This is a genomic window from Paenibacillus sp. FSL M7-0656, from assembly GCF_038003225.1.
Lineage (GTDB): Bacteria > Bacillota > Bacilli > Paenibacillales > Paenibacillaceae > Paenibacillus > Paenibacillus amylolyticus.
In genome coordinates this window covers 6,324,678-6,343,563 of record NZ_JBBOOT010000001.1, presented here as the reverse complement: position 1 = coordinate 6,343,563, position 18,886 = coordinate 6,324,678, and the positions used below count along the sequence as shown (strand labels likewise).

At 45.3% G+C, this 18,886-nt stretch carries 17 protein-coding genes and 1 other annotated feature; of the genes, 2 read left to right on the top strand and 15 right to left on the bottom strand.

Annotated features, from left to right (window positions below; translation table 11 throughout):
* Window positions 1–739 precede the first annotated feature (739 nt).
* The 5 genes from MHI01_RS27770 to MHI01_RS27750 all read right to left on the bottom strand — a co-directional run bounded on the left by MHI01_RS27770 (window position 740) and on the right by MHI01_RS27750 (window position 5,050).
* Window positions 740–2,179, bottom strand: coding sequence for a polysaccharide deacetylase family protein (locus MHI01_RS27770; protein ID WP_127545187.1), 1,440 nt, complete (start codon window positions 2,177–2,179; stop codon window positions 740–742).
* A 124-nt stretch (window positions 2,180–2,303) separates the two neighbouring features.
* A complete protein-coding gene (locus tag MHI01_RS27765) occupies window positions 2,304–2,486 on the bottom strand; it encodes a hypothetical protein (protein ID WP_307720249.1) in 183 nt (60 codons plus the stop codon).
* Between the two features lie 216 nt (window positions 2,487–2,702).
* Window positions 2,703–3,479: a DUF3298 and DUF4163 domain-containing protein gene (locus MHI01_RS27760; protein ID WP_051447377.1), complete on the bottom strand. Its 777-nt coding sequence runs from the start codon at window positions 3,477–3,479 to the stop codon at window positions 2,703–2,705.
* Between the two features lie 171 nt (window positions 3,480–3,650).
* Window positions 3,651–4,541: a DUF3298 and DUF4163 domain-containing protein gene (locus MHI01_RS27755; protein WP_036668554.1), complete on the bottom strand. Its 891-nt coding sequence runs from the start codon at window positions 4,539–4,541 to the stop codon at window positions 3,651–3,653.
* Window positions 4,538–5,050, bottom strand: coding sequence for an RNA polymerase sigma factor (locus MHI01_RS27750; RefSeq protein WP_036668553.1), 513 nt, complete (start codon window positions 5,048–5,050; stop codon window positions 4,538–4,540). The genes MHI01_RS27755 and MHI01_RS27750 overlap by 4 nt, the downstream gene beginning before the upstream one ends.
* A 791-nt stretch (window positions 5,051–5,841) precedes the next feature.
* Here MHI01_RS27750 and MHI01_RS27745 point away from each other — a divergent pair.
* Window positions 5,842–6,294 carry a hypothetical protein gene (locus MHI01_RS27745; protein ID WP_340984604.1) on the top strand — a complete coding sequence of 151 codons (453 nt, stop codon included), beginning with the start codon at window positions 5,842–5,844 and terminating at the stop codon, window positions 6,292–6,294.
* 15 nt (window positions 6,295–6,309) lie between these two features.
* Here the strand turns inward: MHI01_RS27745 and MHI01_RS27740 are convergent, their stop codons facing one another.
* The 3 genes from MHI01_RS27740 to MHI01_RS27730 all read right to left on the bottom strand — a co-directional run bounded on the left by MHI01_RS27740 (window position 6,310) and on the right by MHI01_RS27730 (window position 10,476).
* Window positions 6,310–9,180 (bottom strand): ComEC/Rec2 family competence protein, encoded by a 2,871-nt coding sequence (locus MHI01_RS27740; RefSeq protein WP_340984603.1) that lies wholly within the window; start codon window positions 9,178–9,180, stop codon window positions 6,310–6,312.
* Window positions 9,181–9,282: 102 nt separating this feature from the next.
* A complete protein-coding gene (locus MHI01_RS27735) occupies window positions 9,283–9,801 on the bottom strand; it encodes a deoxycytidylate deaminase (protein ID WP_076318848.1) in 519 nt (172 codons plus the stop codon).
* Between the two features lie 39 nt (window positions 9,802–9,840).
* Window positions 9,841–10,476: a ComEA family DNA-binding protein gene (locus tag MHI01_RS27730; RefSeq protein ID WP_315370655.1), complete on the bottom strand. Its 636-nt coding sequence runs from the start codon at window positions 10,474–10,476 to the stop codon at window positions 9,841–9,843.
* A gap of 185 nt (window positions 10,477–10,661) precedes the next feature.
* Here MHI01_RS27730 and comER point away from each other — a divergent pair, with 185 nt between their 5' ends.
* Window positions 10,662–11,507, top strand: coding sequence for a late competence protein ComER (gene comER / locus MHI01_RS27725; protein ID WP_036615122.1), 846 nt, complete (start codon window positions 10,662–10,664; stop codon window positions 11,505–11,507).
* Here the strand turns inward: comER and leuS are convergent.
* The 7 genes from leuS to MHI01_RS27690 form a co-directional block, all read right to left on the bottom strand.
* Window positions 11,488–13,932 carry a leucine--tRNA ligase gene (gene leuS / locus MHI01_RS27720; RefSeq protein WP_315370656.1) on the bottom strand — a complete coding sequence of 815 codons (2,445 nt, stop codon included), beginning with the start codon at window positions 13,930–13,932 and terminating at the stop codon, window positions 11,488–11,490. The two genes, comER and leuS, sit on opposite strands and share 20 nt — an antisense overlap.
* A gap of 78 nt (window positions 13,933–14,010) precedes the next feature.
* Window positions 14,011–14,280, bottom strand: a binding site (T-box leader).
* Between the two features lie 112 nt (window positions 14,281–14,392).
* Window positions 14,393–15,349, bottom strand: coding sequence for a phosphotransferase family protein (locus MHI01_RS27715; RefSeq protein ID WP_315370657.1), 957 nt, complete (start codon window positions 15,347–15,349; stop codon window positions 14,393–14,395).
* Between the two features lie 221 nt (window positions 15,350–15,570).
* Window positions 15,571–16,341 carry a class I SAM-dependent DNA methyltransferase gene (locus tag MHI01_RS27710; RefSeq protein ID WP_036660118.1) on the bottom strand — a complete coding sequence of 257 codons (771 nt, stop codon included), beginning with the start codon at window positions 16,339–16,341 and terminating at the stop codon, window positions 15,571–15,573.
* Between the two features lie 129 nt (window positions 16,342–16,470).
* Window positions 16,471–17,376, bottom strand: a complete 906-nt coding sequence (locus MHI01_RS27705) for a CvfB family protein (RefSeq protein ID WP_340984602.1) — start codon at window positions 17,374–17,376, stop codon at window positions 16,471–16,473.
* Entirely contained in the window at window positions 17,373–17,720 is a 348-nt protein-coding gene (rsfS, locus tag MHI01_RS27700) for a ribosome silencing factor (RefSeq protein ID WP_036615136.1), read from the bottom strand. Before rsfS ends, MHI01_RS27705 begins: the two co-directional genes overlap by 4 nt.
* 17 nt (window positions 17,721–17,737) lie before the next feature.
* Window positions 17,738–18,304, bottom strand: coding sequence for a bis(5'-nucleosyl)-tetraphosphatase (symmetrical) YqeK (gene yqeK, locus MHI01_RS27695; RefSeq protein ID WP_282320681.1), 567 nt, complete (start codon window positions 18,302–18,304; stop codon window positions 17,738–17,740).
* The gene (locus tag MHI01_RS27690; protein WP_074095918.1) at window positions 18,288–18,878 is read right to left on the bottom strand and encodes a nicotinate-nucleotide adenylyltransferase; all 591 of its coding nucleotides are present in this window, start codon (window positions 18,876–18,878) and stop codon (window positions 18,288–18,290) included. Before MHI01_RS27690 ends, yqeK begins: the two co-directional genes overlap by 17 nt.
* Between the last annotated feature and the right edge of the window lie 8 nt (window positions 18,879–18,886).

Below are 18,886 nucleotides of genomic sequence, written 5' to 3'. Positions count from 1 at the left end.
TATGTATGGTGCTACGATCCCTAAGTATCTCTATCCCTCCTCTAAGGTGGGCCTAACTATTATTCGGTAAAAATAACCATAATCCTGCAACAAAAATCACCTAACAATAATAAAACCGCAACTAAAACCATATTCTTACATGAAGTTAACGAATAACATACAATTACTTCTATTCAATAATCTAAAATGGAACTAATAAATGTACATCCGCAAAAAAATTCAATTGAATATATGGGAGATTAAATGAATCTAAAAACCTTTTTTAAATACTTCCTGGGATTCTTTCTACTCTGTAGTGTGTTACTTTTTGCAACTAATATGATAATTTGGCATAAAAGTTGGGATCAAATTGATCACATACTCAACTTATTCAGCGCAACTATAATTAGCTTGATAGTTGGCATATCAAAGGCAAGAGAGTAACTGATTTTTAGTCAACTATCCTAAGTGATAGTCTAGATGTCCTTACACTTCATGAAGTATTACTTACTTCTAGTACGAAAAGTCGAAAAAAAGATGACTGCATAACTAAAATATAATAACGCTGGAACCATCTGTCCCTAGCGAGTGAAGCAGCTTATGGACAAAATGTTCGTTAGAAAAACTCTTACATCCGTATCTGAATATAAGAAACTATGGAGAAATCAGAACAGCAAGGAATTATTTCAAATCCAAATTCTTATAGAAAAGGTACAAACCTTAGAAAAACGAAGGTTTGTACCTCTTTTGTGTGATGAACTTATTGATTATAATAAGGGCCATTTCCTGTGGATTTATTCAAGGACAACAACTGAGACACCGTTACGAATTGGTAGCCTTGCTTTTTTAGTGATTTAAGCATGTGGGGCAGCGCATCAGCTGTAGAAGCGTGAATATCATGCATAAGTACAATCGAACCTGATCTGATGTTTTTAGCAACCTCTTTATTTACGGCTTGAGCGTTCCGGCTTTTCCAATCCAGCGAATCCACAGACCATAAAATAATGGGTGTTTTCTGTTCTTTGGTGACTTTTTTGACTGATTCATTCATAGCACCATAAGGCGGACGGAATAGGGTTGGTTTTTCCCCAGTCGCATCCTCGATTCGGTCCGATGATTCTATGATTTGTTTGCGCACCTCACTCAGGCTCATATTCGCAAGATTTGGATGACTCTTGGAGTGATTGCCGATCTCGTGGCCGGCCTTAGCAACCTTTTTAGCCATATCAGGATAATACTCTACTTGTACGCCCAGCATGAAGAAAGTAGCCTTCGCGTTGTACTCCTTCAAAGTCTTTAGAACTCTAGGTGTCACCTTTGGGTGAGGCCCATCATCAAAGGTAAGAGCCACATATTTCCCTTTAGGATCAAGCGGAGGCTGAGTTGGCCTCTTCCCTTTTGGTTCATCGTTATTTCCATAAGTAATATTCCATTTTTTAGTAAGGTCCTTCTTCAAGTAGGAATGCAAGGATTTCAGTGGAATGTTCACTTGGACCGTTCCGGCTGCACCAGCAGCGATCTCGTATTTATTAAAGTATAAAGTAAAGACCCCGTTACCTATGGACCATTTCCATCCAGATGGATTTTTTATAGATTTTTGAAGTTCTGCTTCGAATACATAAGAGTGAACGTTTTTCTGTTTCTTCAATTCTTCCTTCACGATGGACATAATATGGTTAACAGCTGCTTTGTCATAAGTCATGATATCAGATAAATTCAATATTTTATTTTCAGCTGTGTCGATATTAAAAGATTTTATTATCGATTGTCCATTAGCACCGCCTGTGGTGATTTGATAGGAAGTGAACACTAAACTATATAAATGGTCATTAATTTTATTCGTATCTACTGTAATATTCAATTCAGCACGATGATCGCCTTGAAGCGTTTTTGCACCGGTCCCAACCTGGGCTAAGAATTTCTTTTCCTGATCATTGACCCACGTCTGAATAGGAGTATTAATCTCCTTGCTGTTTGAGAGAACGTTGCTAATCGACAGTATATAATGCTTCGTATTCTTCGTCCTTGTTTCGATATTTAGGCCTGGGTATGCACTGGGCGACACTTCAACGTTCTCTGTAACGCTGTGGTTCCCAGCTAGAACATTTTGCACCATTAGATTGATTCCTAGAATCCCGCCAGCTAATACAATAAATCCAACCAGCCAAACGGGCCACCGTGTTTTCTTCCTTTTGTTCATTTCAAATCATCCTTATCTTTATTCTAGTCATAAAACTGCAAGTCATTGTACGATACCTGATGAAAAATCAACCACCAGTTATTCACATAAAACATCGATGACAGAAAAGCACCACTGAGTGCCATCACTCTCGACAGATCGATAATGAGGAGCCACGCAAATCCCCCTGAGCCCATTTGATATTAAGATGGTAGGCCATGACAGCCATGACGGATAATGCCCTTAAGCCATCAAATCCTGGTATATAACGTTTACCATCGCCTCGTACCGGTGCAAAGTTCCGGATTAAACTTCCGAAATGATTCATGTTGTCGTGCATTTTGCTTTCGTCCCTATCCTTTTTGATTTGTCGCTCATAGGCAGGACGCCGAGCTTGTGAAAAAAGTTTTCTCCAATTAATGTAATCAATGAAGAGAACAAAACATTTTCATGGAACTTCTACCTTTAGAACTAAAAAAAAGCATCCCGTAAGAAGAGAGTCTTCGGGATGCCACATTCAGAATAATCGTCATTCGGCTTTGCCTCAGAGGCTGGCATTCTTCAAATTGAAACGGAACTCCGGTGAACCCACATATCCCGGCGCGATACTGTATTTTGGGAAGACGATAACCAGTTCGCCTTTTTCAATATAAAACGACTGTTCCGTGAACGTCCCTTTGAATTCTTCCAGGAAGTATTGATCGGGATCCTTTCTCATTTGCGCAAGAATATCTGCATCAAGCTTTTCTTTATAGTTAGATCCGAGGAGATCCTCCAGTGTCACGCGCTGAGCCGCAGAGGCATTTTTCAAGTTGTAGGTATCGATCCGGGGCATGCTTGTTCCGCCCCTGTAACCTTCCGTGATTACTTCAAGCGAAACTACTCCTGCCGGGTTTCCAGTTCCGTCCGACTTTAGCTTATAGCTGACGTAAAATTCATAGGGGTGGAACTTCTGGTGATTTACTTTTGCCTTTTTGGCCGTTTTTGCGGCATCCTTCTCCCACTGAGCAAGATCCTTTTGCGCACGGGATAAAAGGATGCCATTCAGTTCATTCTGGTATCTGGTGTCCAGCATGCCGTCCAGCTGCGGTACCTTGATGTTCACAATAAGGTTCTTGCTTGTTGTGCTCAGTACCTTCTCCACGATTTTTACACCTGTAGCCGAAGGGACGGTTGCTTGTACCTTAGAGCTGACAGTTACGTTCGCTGAAACAGGTGCCGAGGCCAGCGCATATGCAGATAAGCTCGCTGCGCCGACGCCGAGCATGGCTACACAGCCCATGGCCCCCATCTTCATGTATTTTATCGTTTTCTTTTTCATAGCTTTCATCCTCCATCTCTTTGTATGAGTGTCTAATCACGCACACTCATTGGCTAGACGCATGAGATGGTTCAGAAAGTTTTGGAAAATCAAAAACAGAACAATGTCTCTTCGACCAAAGTACTAACAAAAAAAAACCGGCGCGGGGTACCCCATCACCGGTCTCTTCCATTACTTAATGTATTTGTTATTAATCAGAACGTCTTTCAACACATCCGTGGGAATGACGAATTCCACAGAACCCATATAGCCTGGCGCAACGTCATATTCGTTGAAAGCAATCACCAGCTTGCCGTCGTTGTTGATATAGAAGCCTTGATCCTTCGCGATGCTCTGGAACTCACTGGTGACCGGCACGTCGGTAGCTCCCGGAGCCCAGTAAATCTTATTAGGGTCCGCTTTCATTTGCCCCTGCATCTGCTCTTTAACGTTGTCGCTGATGAGCCGTACATAACGATCGTCCTTGAACAGCATCGGCAGAGTTATGAGGATTTGGTTTTTCTTATCGATCGTATCAAACTGAAGCTCCTCCGAGGATGAACCGGCGGTCTCGACCACGTATCTTTGTATAGATAAAATCTCGTCGTTGTCCGTCTTTACTTCATATCCGACATCAAGTCCCAGATGGCCTCCGCCTTGCTTCTTCAATTCGCTGATTTCCGCCTGGAACTTTTCGTAAAGCGCTTTGTTCTCCTTCATATATTTCTCGTTCAACCCGCTTTGCAACTGCTCATTCTCCATATCGGTAATGGAAGGCACTTTGATATTCGCATTGTAATTAGACTCGTCAACCACGTATTCCTTGAACGTGAGCACCTGGATAACCCGGTCCACACCCGGTATGGATGACAAGGCTTTCGCTACGGGAGGGCTCACATTGATCGCAACAAGGAACATGAACGCAGCCGCACTGGAAACGGCTAACCATCTGTACTTTGAGCCGCGGCCCCTCCTTCCCTCCTTAGAGAATTTATGAATCGATTGGTTTACAATGCTATCCAATTCATCTGGAATGGGTATTTCTTGATATTCTTTTCGCAGCTGTTCCATGTTATTGTTCATCTTACTCGTTCTCCTTTGGTTGTTTCATCATTCATTGTGATTCGCAATAGCTGATGCGCCTGATACAGCCTTGTTTTAATCGTATTCACATTCTCATCCAGTACAGCAGCAACTTCTTCGATCTTCATGTCTTCAAAATATCTCAGTATAATGACGCTCTTGTACTTATCCGGCAAGGATTCGAGCGTTAGCTTCAAATCAATGTCCGTATACGTATCTTCTGCCCCGAGGCTGTAGGTTTCGATCATTTCATGATCCATCGAGTGAACCTTTTTGTTTCTGCGCAGAAAATCCAGGGCGGTATTCACCACAATCCGGTAAAACCAGCTTTTAACCGCGTCTGGGTTTTTCAAACGTTCGAGATTCGTCATCGCTTTGTATATGGAGTCTTGTACGATATCCAGGGCATCATCCTTATTTTTGACATAGCTATAAGCAAGTCGGTATACGTTCTCTTTATGCTCGGTAATACAGTGTGTAAGAATTTTTTCAGTTTTTCTATTGAACATGGTCGATTATTCCTTTTCTATATAAATCTTTTGTCGTAACAAGAAGTAAGACGTTTACGGGTTCCCAAAAAGTTTTCGCATCCGAAAATTTTTTTTACTTCTGCAAACCGTTCAAAGCCCTCACAAGCAGGTCAACGTAAACCTCGGCGCCTCTATTAAATGCACCTCGTCCTTTTAAAAATAATCTTCCCTTCCTTTGCTTGCCAAATACCAGTCTACTACCGATGACCGAATTCATTTGAAACTTTTGAAGGTTTCTTTCCGAAAAAACAATGTATCACTCGGAACCAAAAGTCATTTGGTAGTCTGTAGCGCCTTTGTCGTTGTAGGCTTTCTATATTAACGATATTTCATATTTTTAATCCGTCTCCTTCTGATCTGTGCCGGTGGAACCACGCGCATTGAATTAATTTGCTTCGCGCTGGCCGCGAATTTCAATAGAAGGAATATCCATTTCAAAAGTTGCGACGTGTTCAATTATGACCGCTTCAATAAGTTCTTGAATTTTGTTAGTTATCAAATGATACTCAGTAACTTGAACCGTCCAAATGCAATAATAAATGGGCATCCCCTTCCTCATTTCCTACCCTGCCACTACCAAAAAATATATGTCACCACCATGAGATTAAGAAAAAAGTCGTTCGCAGCGAAACGACTTCTTTCTTTTATAGGTCAACTAAGTACTTTCTTTCTCTAATTCCCACTTTTCCTCAACCTCTGTATGTTAAAATATAGTAACGCCTTAGCCTATCTTTTATTGAATATAGTTATTTAGGGAGGTCAATTTTCGAATGACAAAAACCCATAGAATCAATAGGCCACGCGGAAAAATACTTGCAGCTGTATTAACTGCAGTGTTCATTTCACTTGCAATGGGGATATATCACTATGTCCCTATAGATGAAAGATTAGAAAATACTTACTATTATTCATTCGGGTATAAATTTGCGGTTGGATTTTTGATTAACCTCGCTATTTTACTTTTCTTAATTACGCCACTTTCTATATTGGTGGATGAATTACTTTTATACAGAAAAAAAGATAATACATATATGAGATTGTTCGTTGCTATTGCAGCATATGGTCTATTAGGCTTCACAGGTGGGATCATTTACTCGATATTTACACGTAACTTCAATACTTTTTCTGCTCAAACTATCCACATTGTTGTATGTTCTCTTGTCTTTTTAACCTTCCAGTTGGTATTAAATCGGAGTTTTCTTCACTCATCTTCACACCGATAAATAGATTGCGTGCCGTCACTCAATCCCAACCAACTTATAACGAACATCAATCTTCCCATCTTTCACTCTCATCTGAACCTCGCCCATCTGATCTGTACGATAAATATCTGACCCGGTAGCTTCTAAACGTTCCATCACTCCCGGATTGGGATGCCCATATGTATTGTTAACTCCTGCAGATATCACAGCGGTTTTGGCGCTCCAGTATTGGAGCCAGGCTTCGGTTGACGACGTTTTACTGCCATGATGAGCGACCTTTAGAACATCAATGGAGACAGATGCTGAAGCATCTTTTGAATCAACCTGCAACGGTCGTGTAAGTATCCTTTGTACAACTCCCTCTGTAACTCCAATATCTGCACCTTTCTGTTCAAACTGGGCAGCCAATGAGCCATCCTGAATCATATAGAGCAGGTCCTGCTCGGCCGCAGCATCCATATCTCCGGTGAACAACATGGAAGCCCCCGCCATTTCCAGCAAAAAGACAACGGAATCGTGATTCTGGTGTTCAGACACTGGTAAATTGCCTGATGCATTTACATCCATATGTGCCAGATCCGGAGCTATAAAATGTAAACTTGTCTCTTTATCAGCCTTATAGGACATGCCCTGCTGAATGGCGTACAGAGGAATTTTACGTTCCACGGCTGTGTCCAGTAATTTATCAAAGTTTTCTTTACCACTGGTTGTGCCATTAAATATGAAACGTTTAACCGGAATCTGTTCCAGAACTGCCTGCAGTCCTCCAAAATGATCCTGGTCAGCATGTGTTACAATTACGGCGTCCAGTTGATGGATGCCTCTCTTTTTCAATAGAGGAACAACAACCTTGGCACCTACCTCATACGGATCACGTCTTGTTTTCCACGATTGTTCGTTGTTCCCAAAACTAACTGTTCCCCCGCTATCCACCAGAATGTGTTTGCCTTCCGGGGTTGTAATCAATGTACTGTCTCCCTGACCAATATCCAAAAACTGCACGATGCCGGTTCCAGCAGGCTTGGGAGTCTGATATGCCCACCATAATCCAGCAATAAAGCTGATTGCGAGCAACCCGCACAACCATTGCTGAGCTTTACTCATTTGTTCATTTGAATAATAACCTGCACCTCGTGTAGTAAATGCACTTGTATATTCCGGCCAGGCAATACTGGCTCCTAATGTCGTTAATGAAGTTTCTTTTACATCTACACGGTTCTTACCTTGATCCTGTACCACGGTAGACATCGAAGAGCGAATGCCCATATTCGCCATTGAAACTGAAGGTTGTCGCCTCACAAGAGGAGCCGTCTCTTCCTCAACAAACGCTGTTTCTTGCTGCTCACCATTGCCACGATGCAACAGGTAGAGTAAGGCATACAACACAGCATAATAGGCGGCAATCCATAACAAGGGCGGTGTTGCCCAGATCAACACAAAACCTGGTAGGCTGTTCATCCACTCCACGCTTATAAATGTCAGTTGATTCAGTTGCATCGCTATCCATGCGAGGGGTTTCGCCAAGGGAACCCATATGAATGACAGTAACATGGCGACCGTCCCCAGAGGTAATACAATGGCACTAATCAAAGAAACCAGCAGAAAGTTGGCCACAAATGAGAGTAATGAGAACTGATTGAAATACAGAATGGTTACTGGGAACGAAATCAACTGAGCGGTCACTGTAACGGATGCCGTTGCAGCCAGAGATTTCGGCCAGCCGCTGAACAGCCGGTTAATCAATGGCATGTAGATCATCAAACCTGCGGTCACGAGAAAGGATAACTGGAAGCTCACGCTTAGCAAAAAGTACGGGTCCCACCACATCATCAGCAACGCTGCTGCACTGATCATCTGAAGACCGTCTCTGGCGAGACCACGACGTGCCATATACAACCCAATCATGGACATAATTCCTGCCCGAATCACTGAAGGTGAACCTCCGGATAACAGTACATAAGCTGGCACCAGGATCAGAACAATCGTGAGTGCCGTCTCTCTGGTAAGCCTTAGCCAAGATAGAATGAGAAGCAACGAAGCAACATATACAGCGACATGGGTTCCGGAGATTGCCAGGATATGCGTTAGACCGAGTTGTGAAAACTGACCATAGGTACCTGGATCGATATCAGTAGCCATCCCGATAATAAGACCCTTCATATATCCAGCATGAGGCTCTGGAAATAACTGCTCAACCGCCGAGCCCAACTTATGCCTAGTCCAATCCGTCCACCTTAGTATGTTATATTGTCCAAGTCCCTCAGGAGCAACTGCTGTTACCGAACTGGCTCCTTTCACTTTGAACAACCAGTGGATATGCAGGGTACGCAAGTAACTGCGATAATCAAATCCGCCAAAGTTCCTAGCTTCACCAGGAAGGACAAAAGAACCATTAAGCGTAATCAAATCGCCCCTCTTCCAGCCCGCTGCTATCTGTTGTTCTTCTTCCTCCAACAGTCTGACTTGTACCATCAATTGTTCATCTATGTTGAATGCAGATAATGCTGTTGCCAGATCTGTATCTGCTAACGAATCCAATGTTGGCAATATTGAAGACATCTGTATCTTAAAGTCAGCCCGATCTCCATCAATACGTACATCTGACACCAGCTCACCCTGAATTTCAGCTGACCATCCGTCCAACTCATGAGTAGCGATATGCATGGTCTCCGGCAGACTACTATGATTGCGTGCGTCATTCCACTCCCAATGTGCAACACCTCCAATAAAGGCAACAAGTAAAAATAAAACAGACCATCCACGCACATCCATAAAACGAAGTAAAAGTGGTAAACATGCCAGAGCTCCAATTAACCCCCAGATTAACGCCCAGCCTGTTAACGCACATGCTATCCCGCTCCCGCACAACCAACAAATCGTAAAACTTAATAACGGTCTGCCTTTCATTTCTCCCCCTCCTTCATTTCACCCGTTGAACGCAGAAAAACCCCCGGAAAGCCAATTCAGGCTTGCCGGAGGTTCTCCCTCACATATTCGACCATATTCACATTAATTGCTCACAGTCATCATCGTTTCCCGCGGGGGCTGGTAATTCTCCAGCCTGCGGAACGTTATGCCCTTCTGTTCCATCATATTTGTAACCTTGCCGGTATCTTTAGGATAAGAACGATGAAACACGATTTCTGTAATCCCGCTATTCGCTAGCATATTGGCACATGTCCAGCACGGTTCGTCGGTCACATACACGGACGAGCCTTCGCGGTCGATTCGATCTGTGAATAAAAGCAAATTTTGCTCCGCATGAATTGTGCGAATGCATCTTTGCTTTTTCACCATTTCTTCTTGCCCATCGGTCACGACCAACTCATACTCTTCCGATATCATGCAACCTGCTTCAGAACAATCCAGGACGCCGGTGGGTGCACCATTATAGGCTGTTCCCAGCAGTTTCTTTCCCTGAACAAGAACGGCACCCACATGACGACGCGAACAGCGGGAACGGGTGGAAACCATATACGCGATGTCCATAAAATACGTATCCCAGTCCTTGCGTACCTCAGTACTCATGCTACATTCCTCCCGCTCAACACATTTTTCATTCTAATATTACCGGATCTGCACATACGGTGCCATCTTCTCCAACATCTTCATACCGATCCCTTTGACCTTTGTCAGATCACTGACTTTTGCAAAAGGACCATGTGCATTCCGATAGTCCACAATAGCTTGAGCTTTCTTCTCTCCGATTCCGGGAAGCTCTATAAGCTTGGAGACAGGAGCGGTATTCACATCAATCTTGCCATTGTCGCTAGCTTCCTCACGAACTACAGGTGGATTACTGTTCGAGCCCGTCTCGGAGGTAACCGAAGGATTCGAATTCGTACTTTGCGTAACTGGTTCAATCGAATTTGAGGTGTCCGGTGGATCATCATTCGTCTCACTTGTAGTTTGAACAACTGATTCACCTTCAACCCCAATGCTCGCAAGCTCTTTAGACTCTTCTGCCTTTGTCTCATTCCCAGTCTGCATCCCACTTGCATCCGCTCCCGAAGATGCTCCTGTATTGCCCTGAACCGAAGTAGCCGACTGTACAACAGGGAGTTCCTGCTCTATCGTCGGCTTCTCGGTGCCGAGCTGCAAGGGTTCCCAGCCACTAGGTGGTTGTTCACTTTTGCCCGACCATAATATAAGTATACTTCCAACCACCGCAGCAGCAATAGTCATCCCTTTGTTCCATCTCATTCTTCCACACCTCTCCCTGAATTCAAAATCATTCATTTCGAACACGGGCGGTGCTTCCGAACCGTTGAACTTTCCTGATGAAACAAGTTGTGCATTTTTCATGTCATGTGAAACAGGTCCTCACGCATAGAATAGAGGGAATGAACTGCGCCAGTACCGTAAAGCATGAAAGGAGGCCTGAAACAATGAAGGTTGGATTTATCGGAACCGGCAGCATGGGCAGCCTGCTAATCTATGCCCTGATCCAATCGGGTGCACTTGAGCCCCGGCAGATCGCGGCCAGCAATCGAACCCCGTCCAAAGTACGTCAGTTATCCCTCCGTTACCCCGGTCTGCATGAATCCCAGAGCAATCGGGAAACGGTGATCCGAAGTAATATCATCTTCCTGTGCGTGAAGCCGCTTGAATTCAAACATGTTATTGACGACATCCTGCCTGTCGTGAATCCCAATCATATAATTGTCTCGATCACCAGTCCCGTGCAGCTGCGACATCTGGAATCTTCACTTCCTTGCAAAGTCTCCAAAGTAATTCCCAGTGTCACACACCAAGTCGGGAGTGGAGCATCCCTCTGCATACATGGCGAACGAATGACCAGTGAAGACCGCGCTGTGTTGGAAAGTCTGCTCAGTCATATAGGCAGGCCGTACCAAGTGGATGAAGCCTGTACACGAATCACATCCGACTTCTCCAGCTGCGGACCTGCATTCATATCGTTCTTTTTGGAACAGTGGATCGAAAGTGCAGTGAAGCTGACAGGCATTAAAAGGGCAGATGCCTGCGCTCTGGCTGGCGAAATGCTCCTGGGAACAGGCAAGCTTCTCACCGAAGGAGGATACACCCCGCAAGAGCTTCAGGCTCGTGTCGCTGTACCTGGCGGTATTACCGCTCAGGCACTTGCACTGCTGAAGGTTAGTCTTGACGGCGTTTTCGACAGCCTGATCCACACGACACATGACAAATATGATGAAGATTTGTTAAAGCTGGATGAACTATTCCGAGCCGGTGAGATTAACCGGCAACAATATTAACGAGTTTGCCTGGAACGGCAATGACCTTGCGAATGGTCTTGCCTTCCAGCGCCTGCTTAACAGGTGCCAGCTCCATCGTAAAGTCCTGCATACCCTGTGCATCCAGATCCTTCGCGATCGTAGCACGAGTTACAATTTTACCATTTACCTGAACAACGATTTCTACTTCCGCATCCACTGTCATGGACTCATCATATTCAGGCCAAGCCACGTAAGAGATCCCACCTTCGTGACCCAAACGGCTCCACAGTTCCTCTGCCATATGCGGTGCCAGTGGTGACAACAGCTGCACAAATTTCTCCATCGCTTCACGAGGCAGTGTGTCCGCTTTGTATGCATCGTTGATGAAAATCATCAGCTGGCTGATGGATGTGTTGAAGCGCAGATGTTCCAGATCATCCGTAACCTTTTTGATCGTTTTGTGAGCAGTCCGTTTGAACTCATCCGTTCCACCGTCCACCGTAATCTTGTCATTGATGGCTCCTGTATCTTCGTTAATGAAGAGACGCCATACACGTGACAGGAAGCGGTGCATGCCTTCAACCCCGTTTGCATTCCACGGTTTTGTCGCTTCCAATGGTCCCATGAACATCTCGTACAGACGCAATGTATCTGCACCGAATTCATTGACGATTTCATCCGGATTAATGACATTACCACGTGATTTACTCATTTTCTCATTATTGGTACCCAGGATCATACCTTGGTTCACCAGTTTGTGGAAAGGCTCTTTAGTCTCCACAACACCCAGATCATACAGCACTTTGTGCCAGAAACGAGCGTACAGCAAGTGAAGTACTGCGTGCTCTGCTCCGCCAATGTACAGATCAACTGGCAGCCACTGCTGCTGTTTCTCCTTGGAGATCAGTTCCTTGTCATTGTGCGGATCGATAAAGCGCAGGTAATACCAGCAGCTACCCGCCCATTGTGGCATGGTATTGGTCTCGCGACGTGCCTTCATTCCCGTTTCCGGATCTATCGTATTCACCCACTCCGTAACATTCGCCAGTGGTGATTCTCCTGTACCCGAAGGTTTGATCTGGTCGATATCAGGCAGTAGCAGTGGAAGTTGATCCTCAGGTACGGTCTTCATCGTTCCGTCTTCCAGATGCAGAATCGGGATTGGCTCACCCCAGTAACGCTGACGGCTGAACAGCCAATCGCGCAGACGATAGGTTACTTTTCCTTGTCCTTTACCGTTCTCTTCCAACCAATCAATCATCTTGGCAACCGCTTCTTCATTGTTCAGTCCGTTCAAGAAATCGGAATTCACATGCGCGCCATCACCTGAAAATGCCTCTTGTGTAACGTCTCCACCTTGAATAACCTCGATGATATCCAGACCGAACTGCTTCGCAAATTCCCAGTCGCGTGCATCATGACCCGGAACTGCCATAACCGCACCTGTACCGTAACCTGCAAGAACGTAATCAGCAATCCAGATCGGCAGTTTTGCACCATTAACAGGGTTGATTGCATAAGCGCCAGTGAATACACCTGTTTTATCTTTGGCCAAATCTGTACGTTCCAGATCACTCTTACGAGAAGCCTGCTCCTGATAAGCCTGAATAGCTTCACGTTGGTCATCGGTTGTAATTGCTTCTACCAACTCATGTTCCGGAGCCAGTACTGCAAAGCTCGCACCGAACAATGTGTCCGCACGGGTAGTGAACACCTTGATAACTTCCTCGCGACCCTCAATGGCAAATACAACTTCCGCCCCTGTCGATTTACCGATCCAGTTGCGCTGCATATCCTTGATGCTTTCAGACCAATCCAACTCTTCCAGGTCTTCCAACAGACGCTCTGCATACTCGGTAATTCTCAGAACCCATTGACGCATCGGTTTGCGTACAACCGGATGTCCTCCGCGTTCACTCTTGCCATCAATAACCTCTTCATTAGCAAGTACCGTTCCAAGGGCTTCACACCAGTTAACTGCAACTTCATCCACATAAGCCAGACCTTTGTTGTACAGCTGAATAAAGATCCATTGCGTCCATTTATAGTATTCAGGGTCCGTTGTGCTGATCTCACGATCCCAGTCATAGGAGAAACCAAGCGATTTGATCTGGCGACGGAAATTGTCAATATTACGGAATGTAATATCCCGTGGATGTTCACCTGTATCCAGTGCATGTTGCTCAGCAGGCAGACCGAAAGCATCCCAACCCATTGGGTGCAATACGTTGTAACCGCGCATACGTTTGTAACGGGAAACGATATCCGTTGCCGTATATCCTTCCGGGTGACCTACGTGCAGACCTGAACCGGATGGATAAGGGAACATATCCAGTGCATAAAATTTCGGTTTAGCAGGGTCCTCACCCGTTTTAAACGTTTTATTTGCATCCCAGTATTGCTGCCAACTTTTTTCCATGACTTGTGGCTGATAGCCGTGTTTCGGCTGGTTATTCTCACTCATCTATTGTTCCTCCTTCAGGTTATTCACTTTAGCTTTAATTGCAACAAAAAAACCTCAGCATCCCGTAGCGTTTGCAGCGCTAGGGACGAGAGGTTGAATTCCCGTGGTACCACCCTAGTTAGCGGACGAACGTGCTTCGTCATCCACTCCCTTTGGACCTGTAACGGCGGTTAACCGATGCGGATTTCCATTCCTGAACCCAAGCTTTATACAAGCAGGTTAAACAGAATGGTGTAATCACCGCATTTCTCCAAGGCGAGTTCGCAAATCACTGTCAACCGGCTTGCACCAACCGCCGGCTCTCTGTTATGTACAGGAATTACTACTGATCCTTATCATCGAAATATGTATACAATATCGGGACCATTATATAAAAAAGCAAGCGCAAAGTCAATATTACACGTTATAATGACCCTTTTAAGTCACACGGTTCGTACCGTTCAATAATACTCGTTGCTGTTCAGGATAACCGAAAACGCTCAATGCCTTCCTCCAGATTATGAATGGTCCAATCCACATGTTCCTGATTATCATATTGACGATAAGCGCACTCAATACGCAGCACCAGGTCAAAGTACAAGTCATAGAGACTTCTTCTTTTCAGCTCACTTTCAGTCGTAATCGCATGCCCATACCCTTTCACAAAACCAGGCGTATAGTTAAAATGACTGAAATAATGCTCCATCAGAGGATCTGCCCACAGTGAACGTTCAAAATCAATAATCGCTGTGATTCGACCCGCGTCCACTAGTACATTGCCATCCCACAGATCCCAACTGATAAGCACAGGTTCTTTGACATCGTCCAGCACATCCGATTTTTCTTCAATCAGGCGTCTCAATTCAGGGTAATCGATCGAAAATGTAATCCCGGCTTCTTCCCCGTCGGTAAGAATGTCATCCATCAGATTCATAAATGCATCTTTCCATGTGGAATATCGCTGTTTTTGCTCCGAGAAATATCCAAACTGCTCACCCTTGATTTCATTAATTCGACGATTGTACCGACCGAGCTGGTGTTCAATGGCCTCCTGCTCTTCCGCAGAATATTGATCCTTGACCTGATTATAGGGCACTCCAGACATGTACTCCATGATAAAATAGCGCGCTGAAGCCATAGTTAACGAATCATCATAAGCCAACACTTGGGGTACGGGAACATCCTGTAGCTCCGTAATGAGGCGTAGTGCCTCAACTTCGGAAATCATGAGATCCTGTTCACAGCGCATCAGATTTGTCGAAGCTGACGGTGCAATTTTGAGTACCACTCGCTGTGCGTCACTCAGTGTAATGAGATATGCATGATTGGCCCAGCCATCCACCATTTCCTTGTAGTCCTGTATACTTGCAGAGAAATGCTGCTCTATTATGGCATTCAACTGTTCTGACGTAAGTCTTGTTTTATATGTACTTTCCATTTCTACACCTCACATTGACAATTGATTTATCTTCTCAGAGAACGCTTTCTATCCAACTATTATCGCCTCCTTTACTTTAACTGGCAATACTTTTTGTCACGTGATTATGTCTTTTCTTGCATTCCTTTATCCTATTTAAGACTATTGCTATTCATTCTCCATAAAAAATCAAACAAAAAACTGCCCTTATGCACCATAAGGACAGTTCTCATTATTCGCTCTTACTTCACAGCCACGTAGAACAAGCGCTGTGCGCTGTCTCCGGCCTCTTTCCATTCAAAATCCGCATATACCTTCACGTCTCTAAAACCTGCCTTGGATAATTCCAGCTTCATCCAGTCCGGATTATATGCACGCTGGACATGAACTTCTTCAAACCGCTGATACATATCCTTATTACCATCATCCACACGCGAAAAAATACTGAGATGATGCTCAATCTCACAGCGATCCTGGTCCAGATCACAAGTCCAAATATAAGATACGGAGCGCTCATCCAGTACAAAAGGCTGCTCCTCATCATAACGAATAAGGGTATTCGGATGATGCACATCAAACAGGAACGTTCCACCAGGCTTCAGCATTTCGTATGTCCGCTGGAAAGTACGAACGACATCTTCTTGTTCAAGCAGGTAATTGACGCAATCACAGAAAGATATCACCGAATCCACAGGTTCCGGAACTCGCCATTCCCGCATATCCTGCTGCACCCAACGGACACTGCCCTCGCGATACAAGCGATGACCCTGAGGCGTAGCCTCCATCTTGCTGCGTGCAACCGACAGCATATCTGATGAGAGGTCAATGCCTGTAACTTCGAAACCGGAGTTCACGAGCGGGATCGTAATGGAGCCCGTTCCACAGCCAAGTTCAGCGACACTTTTGGGCATTCCATGCTTTTCCCATGCTGTTCTTGCAAACCTTATCCAGTCCGGATAAGGCATATCTTCCATTAATTCATCATACACATAGGCAAATTTCCGGTAAGACATGTCAGGCACCGCACTTTCAATTTCATTTTCCAATCCTGTTAACAAAAGAAAAAGCAGGGGCATCCGGTGTTTACCCAGCCTATCCCTGCCTTATCCGAGTTCCATATTACAACTATTTAATCAGGAAGATTACTTGTTTTCACTTTGATCCGCAGGAGCAGATTCGGACAGATACGTCCAGCTTTCCTTTTGGACCACCAATCCGTCTTTCATCAATTTGCCCAAGGCACGCTTGAAGGCAGACTTACTGATGCCAAAGCGTTGCTTGATGATATCCGGCGGAGTTGCATCCGAGTATGGCATGCCACCCATAGGGCGTTCTTTCATGAAAGCGAGCAGCTTGTCTGCATCTTCGTTACGTCCAACTTGTTTGAGTTGAGTCATGGCCAGATTCACACGTCCGTCTTCACGTACCAGTGTCACCCGACATTTCACTTTCTCACCAAGACGCAGCATATGACTACGTTCAGATGAATGAATCATACCAATCGCGCCAAAGCCCAGTACACCGCCCTCTACAAGTACAAAAGTACCCATCTGCAGTGGCTTGTATACCGTCGCTTCAACCCACTCGTTTAACCATGAAGTTGGCGCATGGAAAGACAATGGTGAAAGCTCACGTTCCCCGGCCAATTTGGCACGCAGACGTCCCTGCTTGTCATGTTCCATGATGACAAAGACTTCATCCCCCACTTGAGGACGCAGTTCTTCCAGTTCAGGCAATTCACGAATAGGAAGCAGCAATTGCCGTCCAAGGCCCATTTCCAGGAAACAGCCCAGTCGTAGGTGAACATCAGCCACAACCAGTCGTGCCATTTCGCCAAGCATGAGATAAGGCTTTTTCATCGTTACGGCCAGACGATCTTCAGTATCAAAGAACACAAATACCTCAAGCGTCTCACCAATTTTAATATCCCGTGTTAACTCGGTGTAGTGAAGCAGTACATCTTCCGATCCTGTCGTCAAAAAGAAGCCAAACGGAGACACTTCACGTGAAACCGGCAAAGAGACGACTGTTCCAGCAATCAAACTCATACAGTTTCCACCACTTTGGCATCAGACCATAGTCGTTCAATGTTGTAGTATTCACGCTCGTCGCGGTGGAAGATATGAACAACAACATCGCCCATGTCCATCAATACCCAACGTGCGGAATCCATACCTTCGATACCTTTGATCGTCGCTCCGGCTGCATGAGCCTGTTTCCGAATTTCAGTGGCAATGGCTTGTACCTGTGTATCGGAATTCCCGTGACAAATAACAAAATAATCTGCCACCAGGGAAACATTAATCAGATCCAACGCTACAATGTTGGATGCCTTTTTGTCGTCAGCGGCAGCAACCGCCATATTCATAAGTTCTTTCGATGATACTGTCATGAACCAACCTCCATAATCTATAATTGTGCAATTAAGTCATTCCGCGACAGCATGGTCAAAGGATAAATGACACGCCGTTGCGAAATCAGCAAGCTGATCGTCGAATCGAATCCGGCAATTAAACCTTCCTCCAGACTACGTTCAGCCTGTTCGCGAATGTGATCCACTCCCGGGAAATCTCGTCCCGGTTCAATGTAATCGGCAAGACATACCACTTTGTCCAGCAAGCTCATGCCTACCCGACCCGAGGTATGCCACCGGATGGCATTAATAACTTCGGAATCTTCCACACCGTAATCACGCTTGGCTACAAAAGCACCGACTTCGGAATGCCAGAGCTGCTTGTCATGCTGCAGAAGTTCCTGGTTTAACCCGTTATCACGGATGACCGCTTCCATCTCCGCTACGGGCCAGTACTTCGCCACATCATGCAATATCGCTGCCAGATCTGCTTTCACAGGATCAGCACCGTATTTTTCAGCCAACATCACTGACGATTCCATTACACCCAGTGTATGCTTCCAGCGTTTTTCCGGCATTTGTCCGGATACGGCTTGAATCAGTTCATCACGGCTTAGTGCCATATAAACCGCTCCTTACAATGTATTGGTGCACTTCATCAGGAATCATGAAGCGTACCGAGTGTCCTTTGGCCAGACGTCTGCGTACGGCTGTCGATGAAATATCGACCAAGGGCATCTCGGCCAGCAGGACCCGATCCTGTAACTCGTCTGGTAAATCATCCAGATGTAACTGGAAGCCCGGCCGACCAACTCCGATAAAGGTTAAGCGTTCTGCAAGCTCTTCAATCTGCTCCCATTTGGGGAGATAGTTCACCATATCCGCCCCGATAATGAAATAAAATTCATGTTCAGGATGGCGACGCCACAGTTCCTTCATCGTATCGATGGTATAAGACACTCCGCCCAATTCCATCTCGATACCCAGCACCTCATATTGCTGCACACCCTTCACAGCCGCTTCCGTCATATCGAGACGTTGCTGTCCCGAAGCTCCGGCTCCGCGTTTGTGAGGTGGAACATGGGAAGGCATGAACCAGATCTCATCCAGTGCATGTGAATCCCTTGCCGCTTCAGCTGCCAGGAGGTGTCCCATGTGGATCGGATCAAACGTACCACCCATGATGCCGATCTTCACCTGCGTCA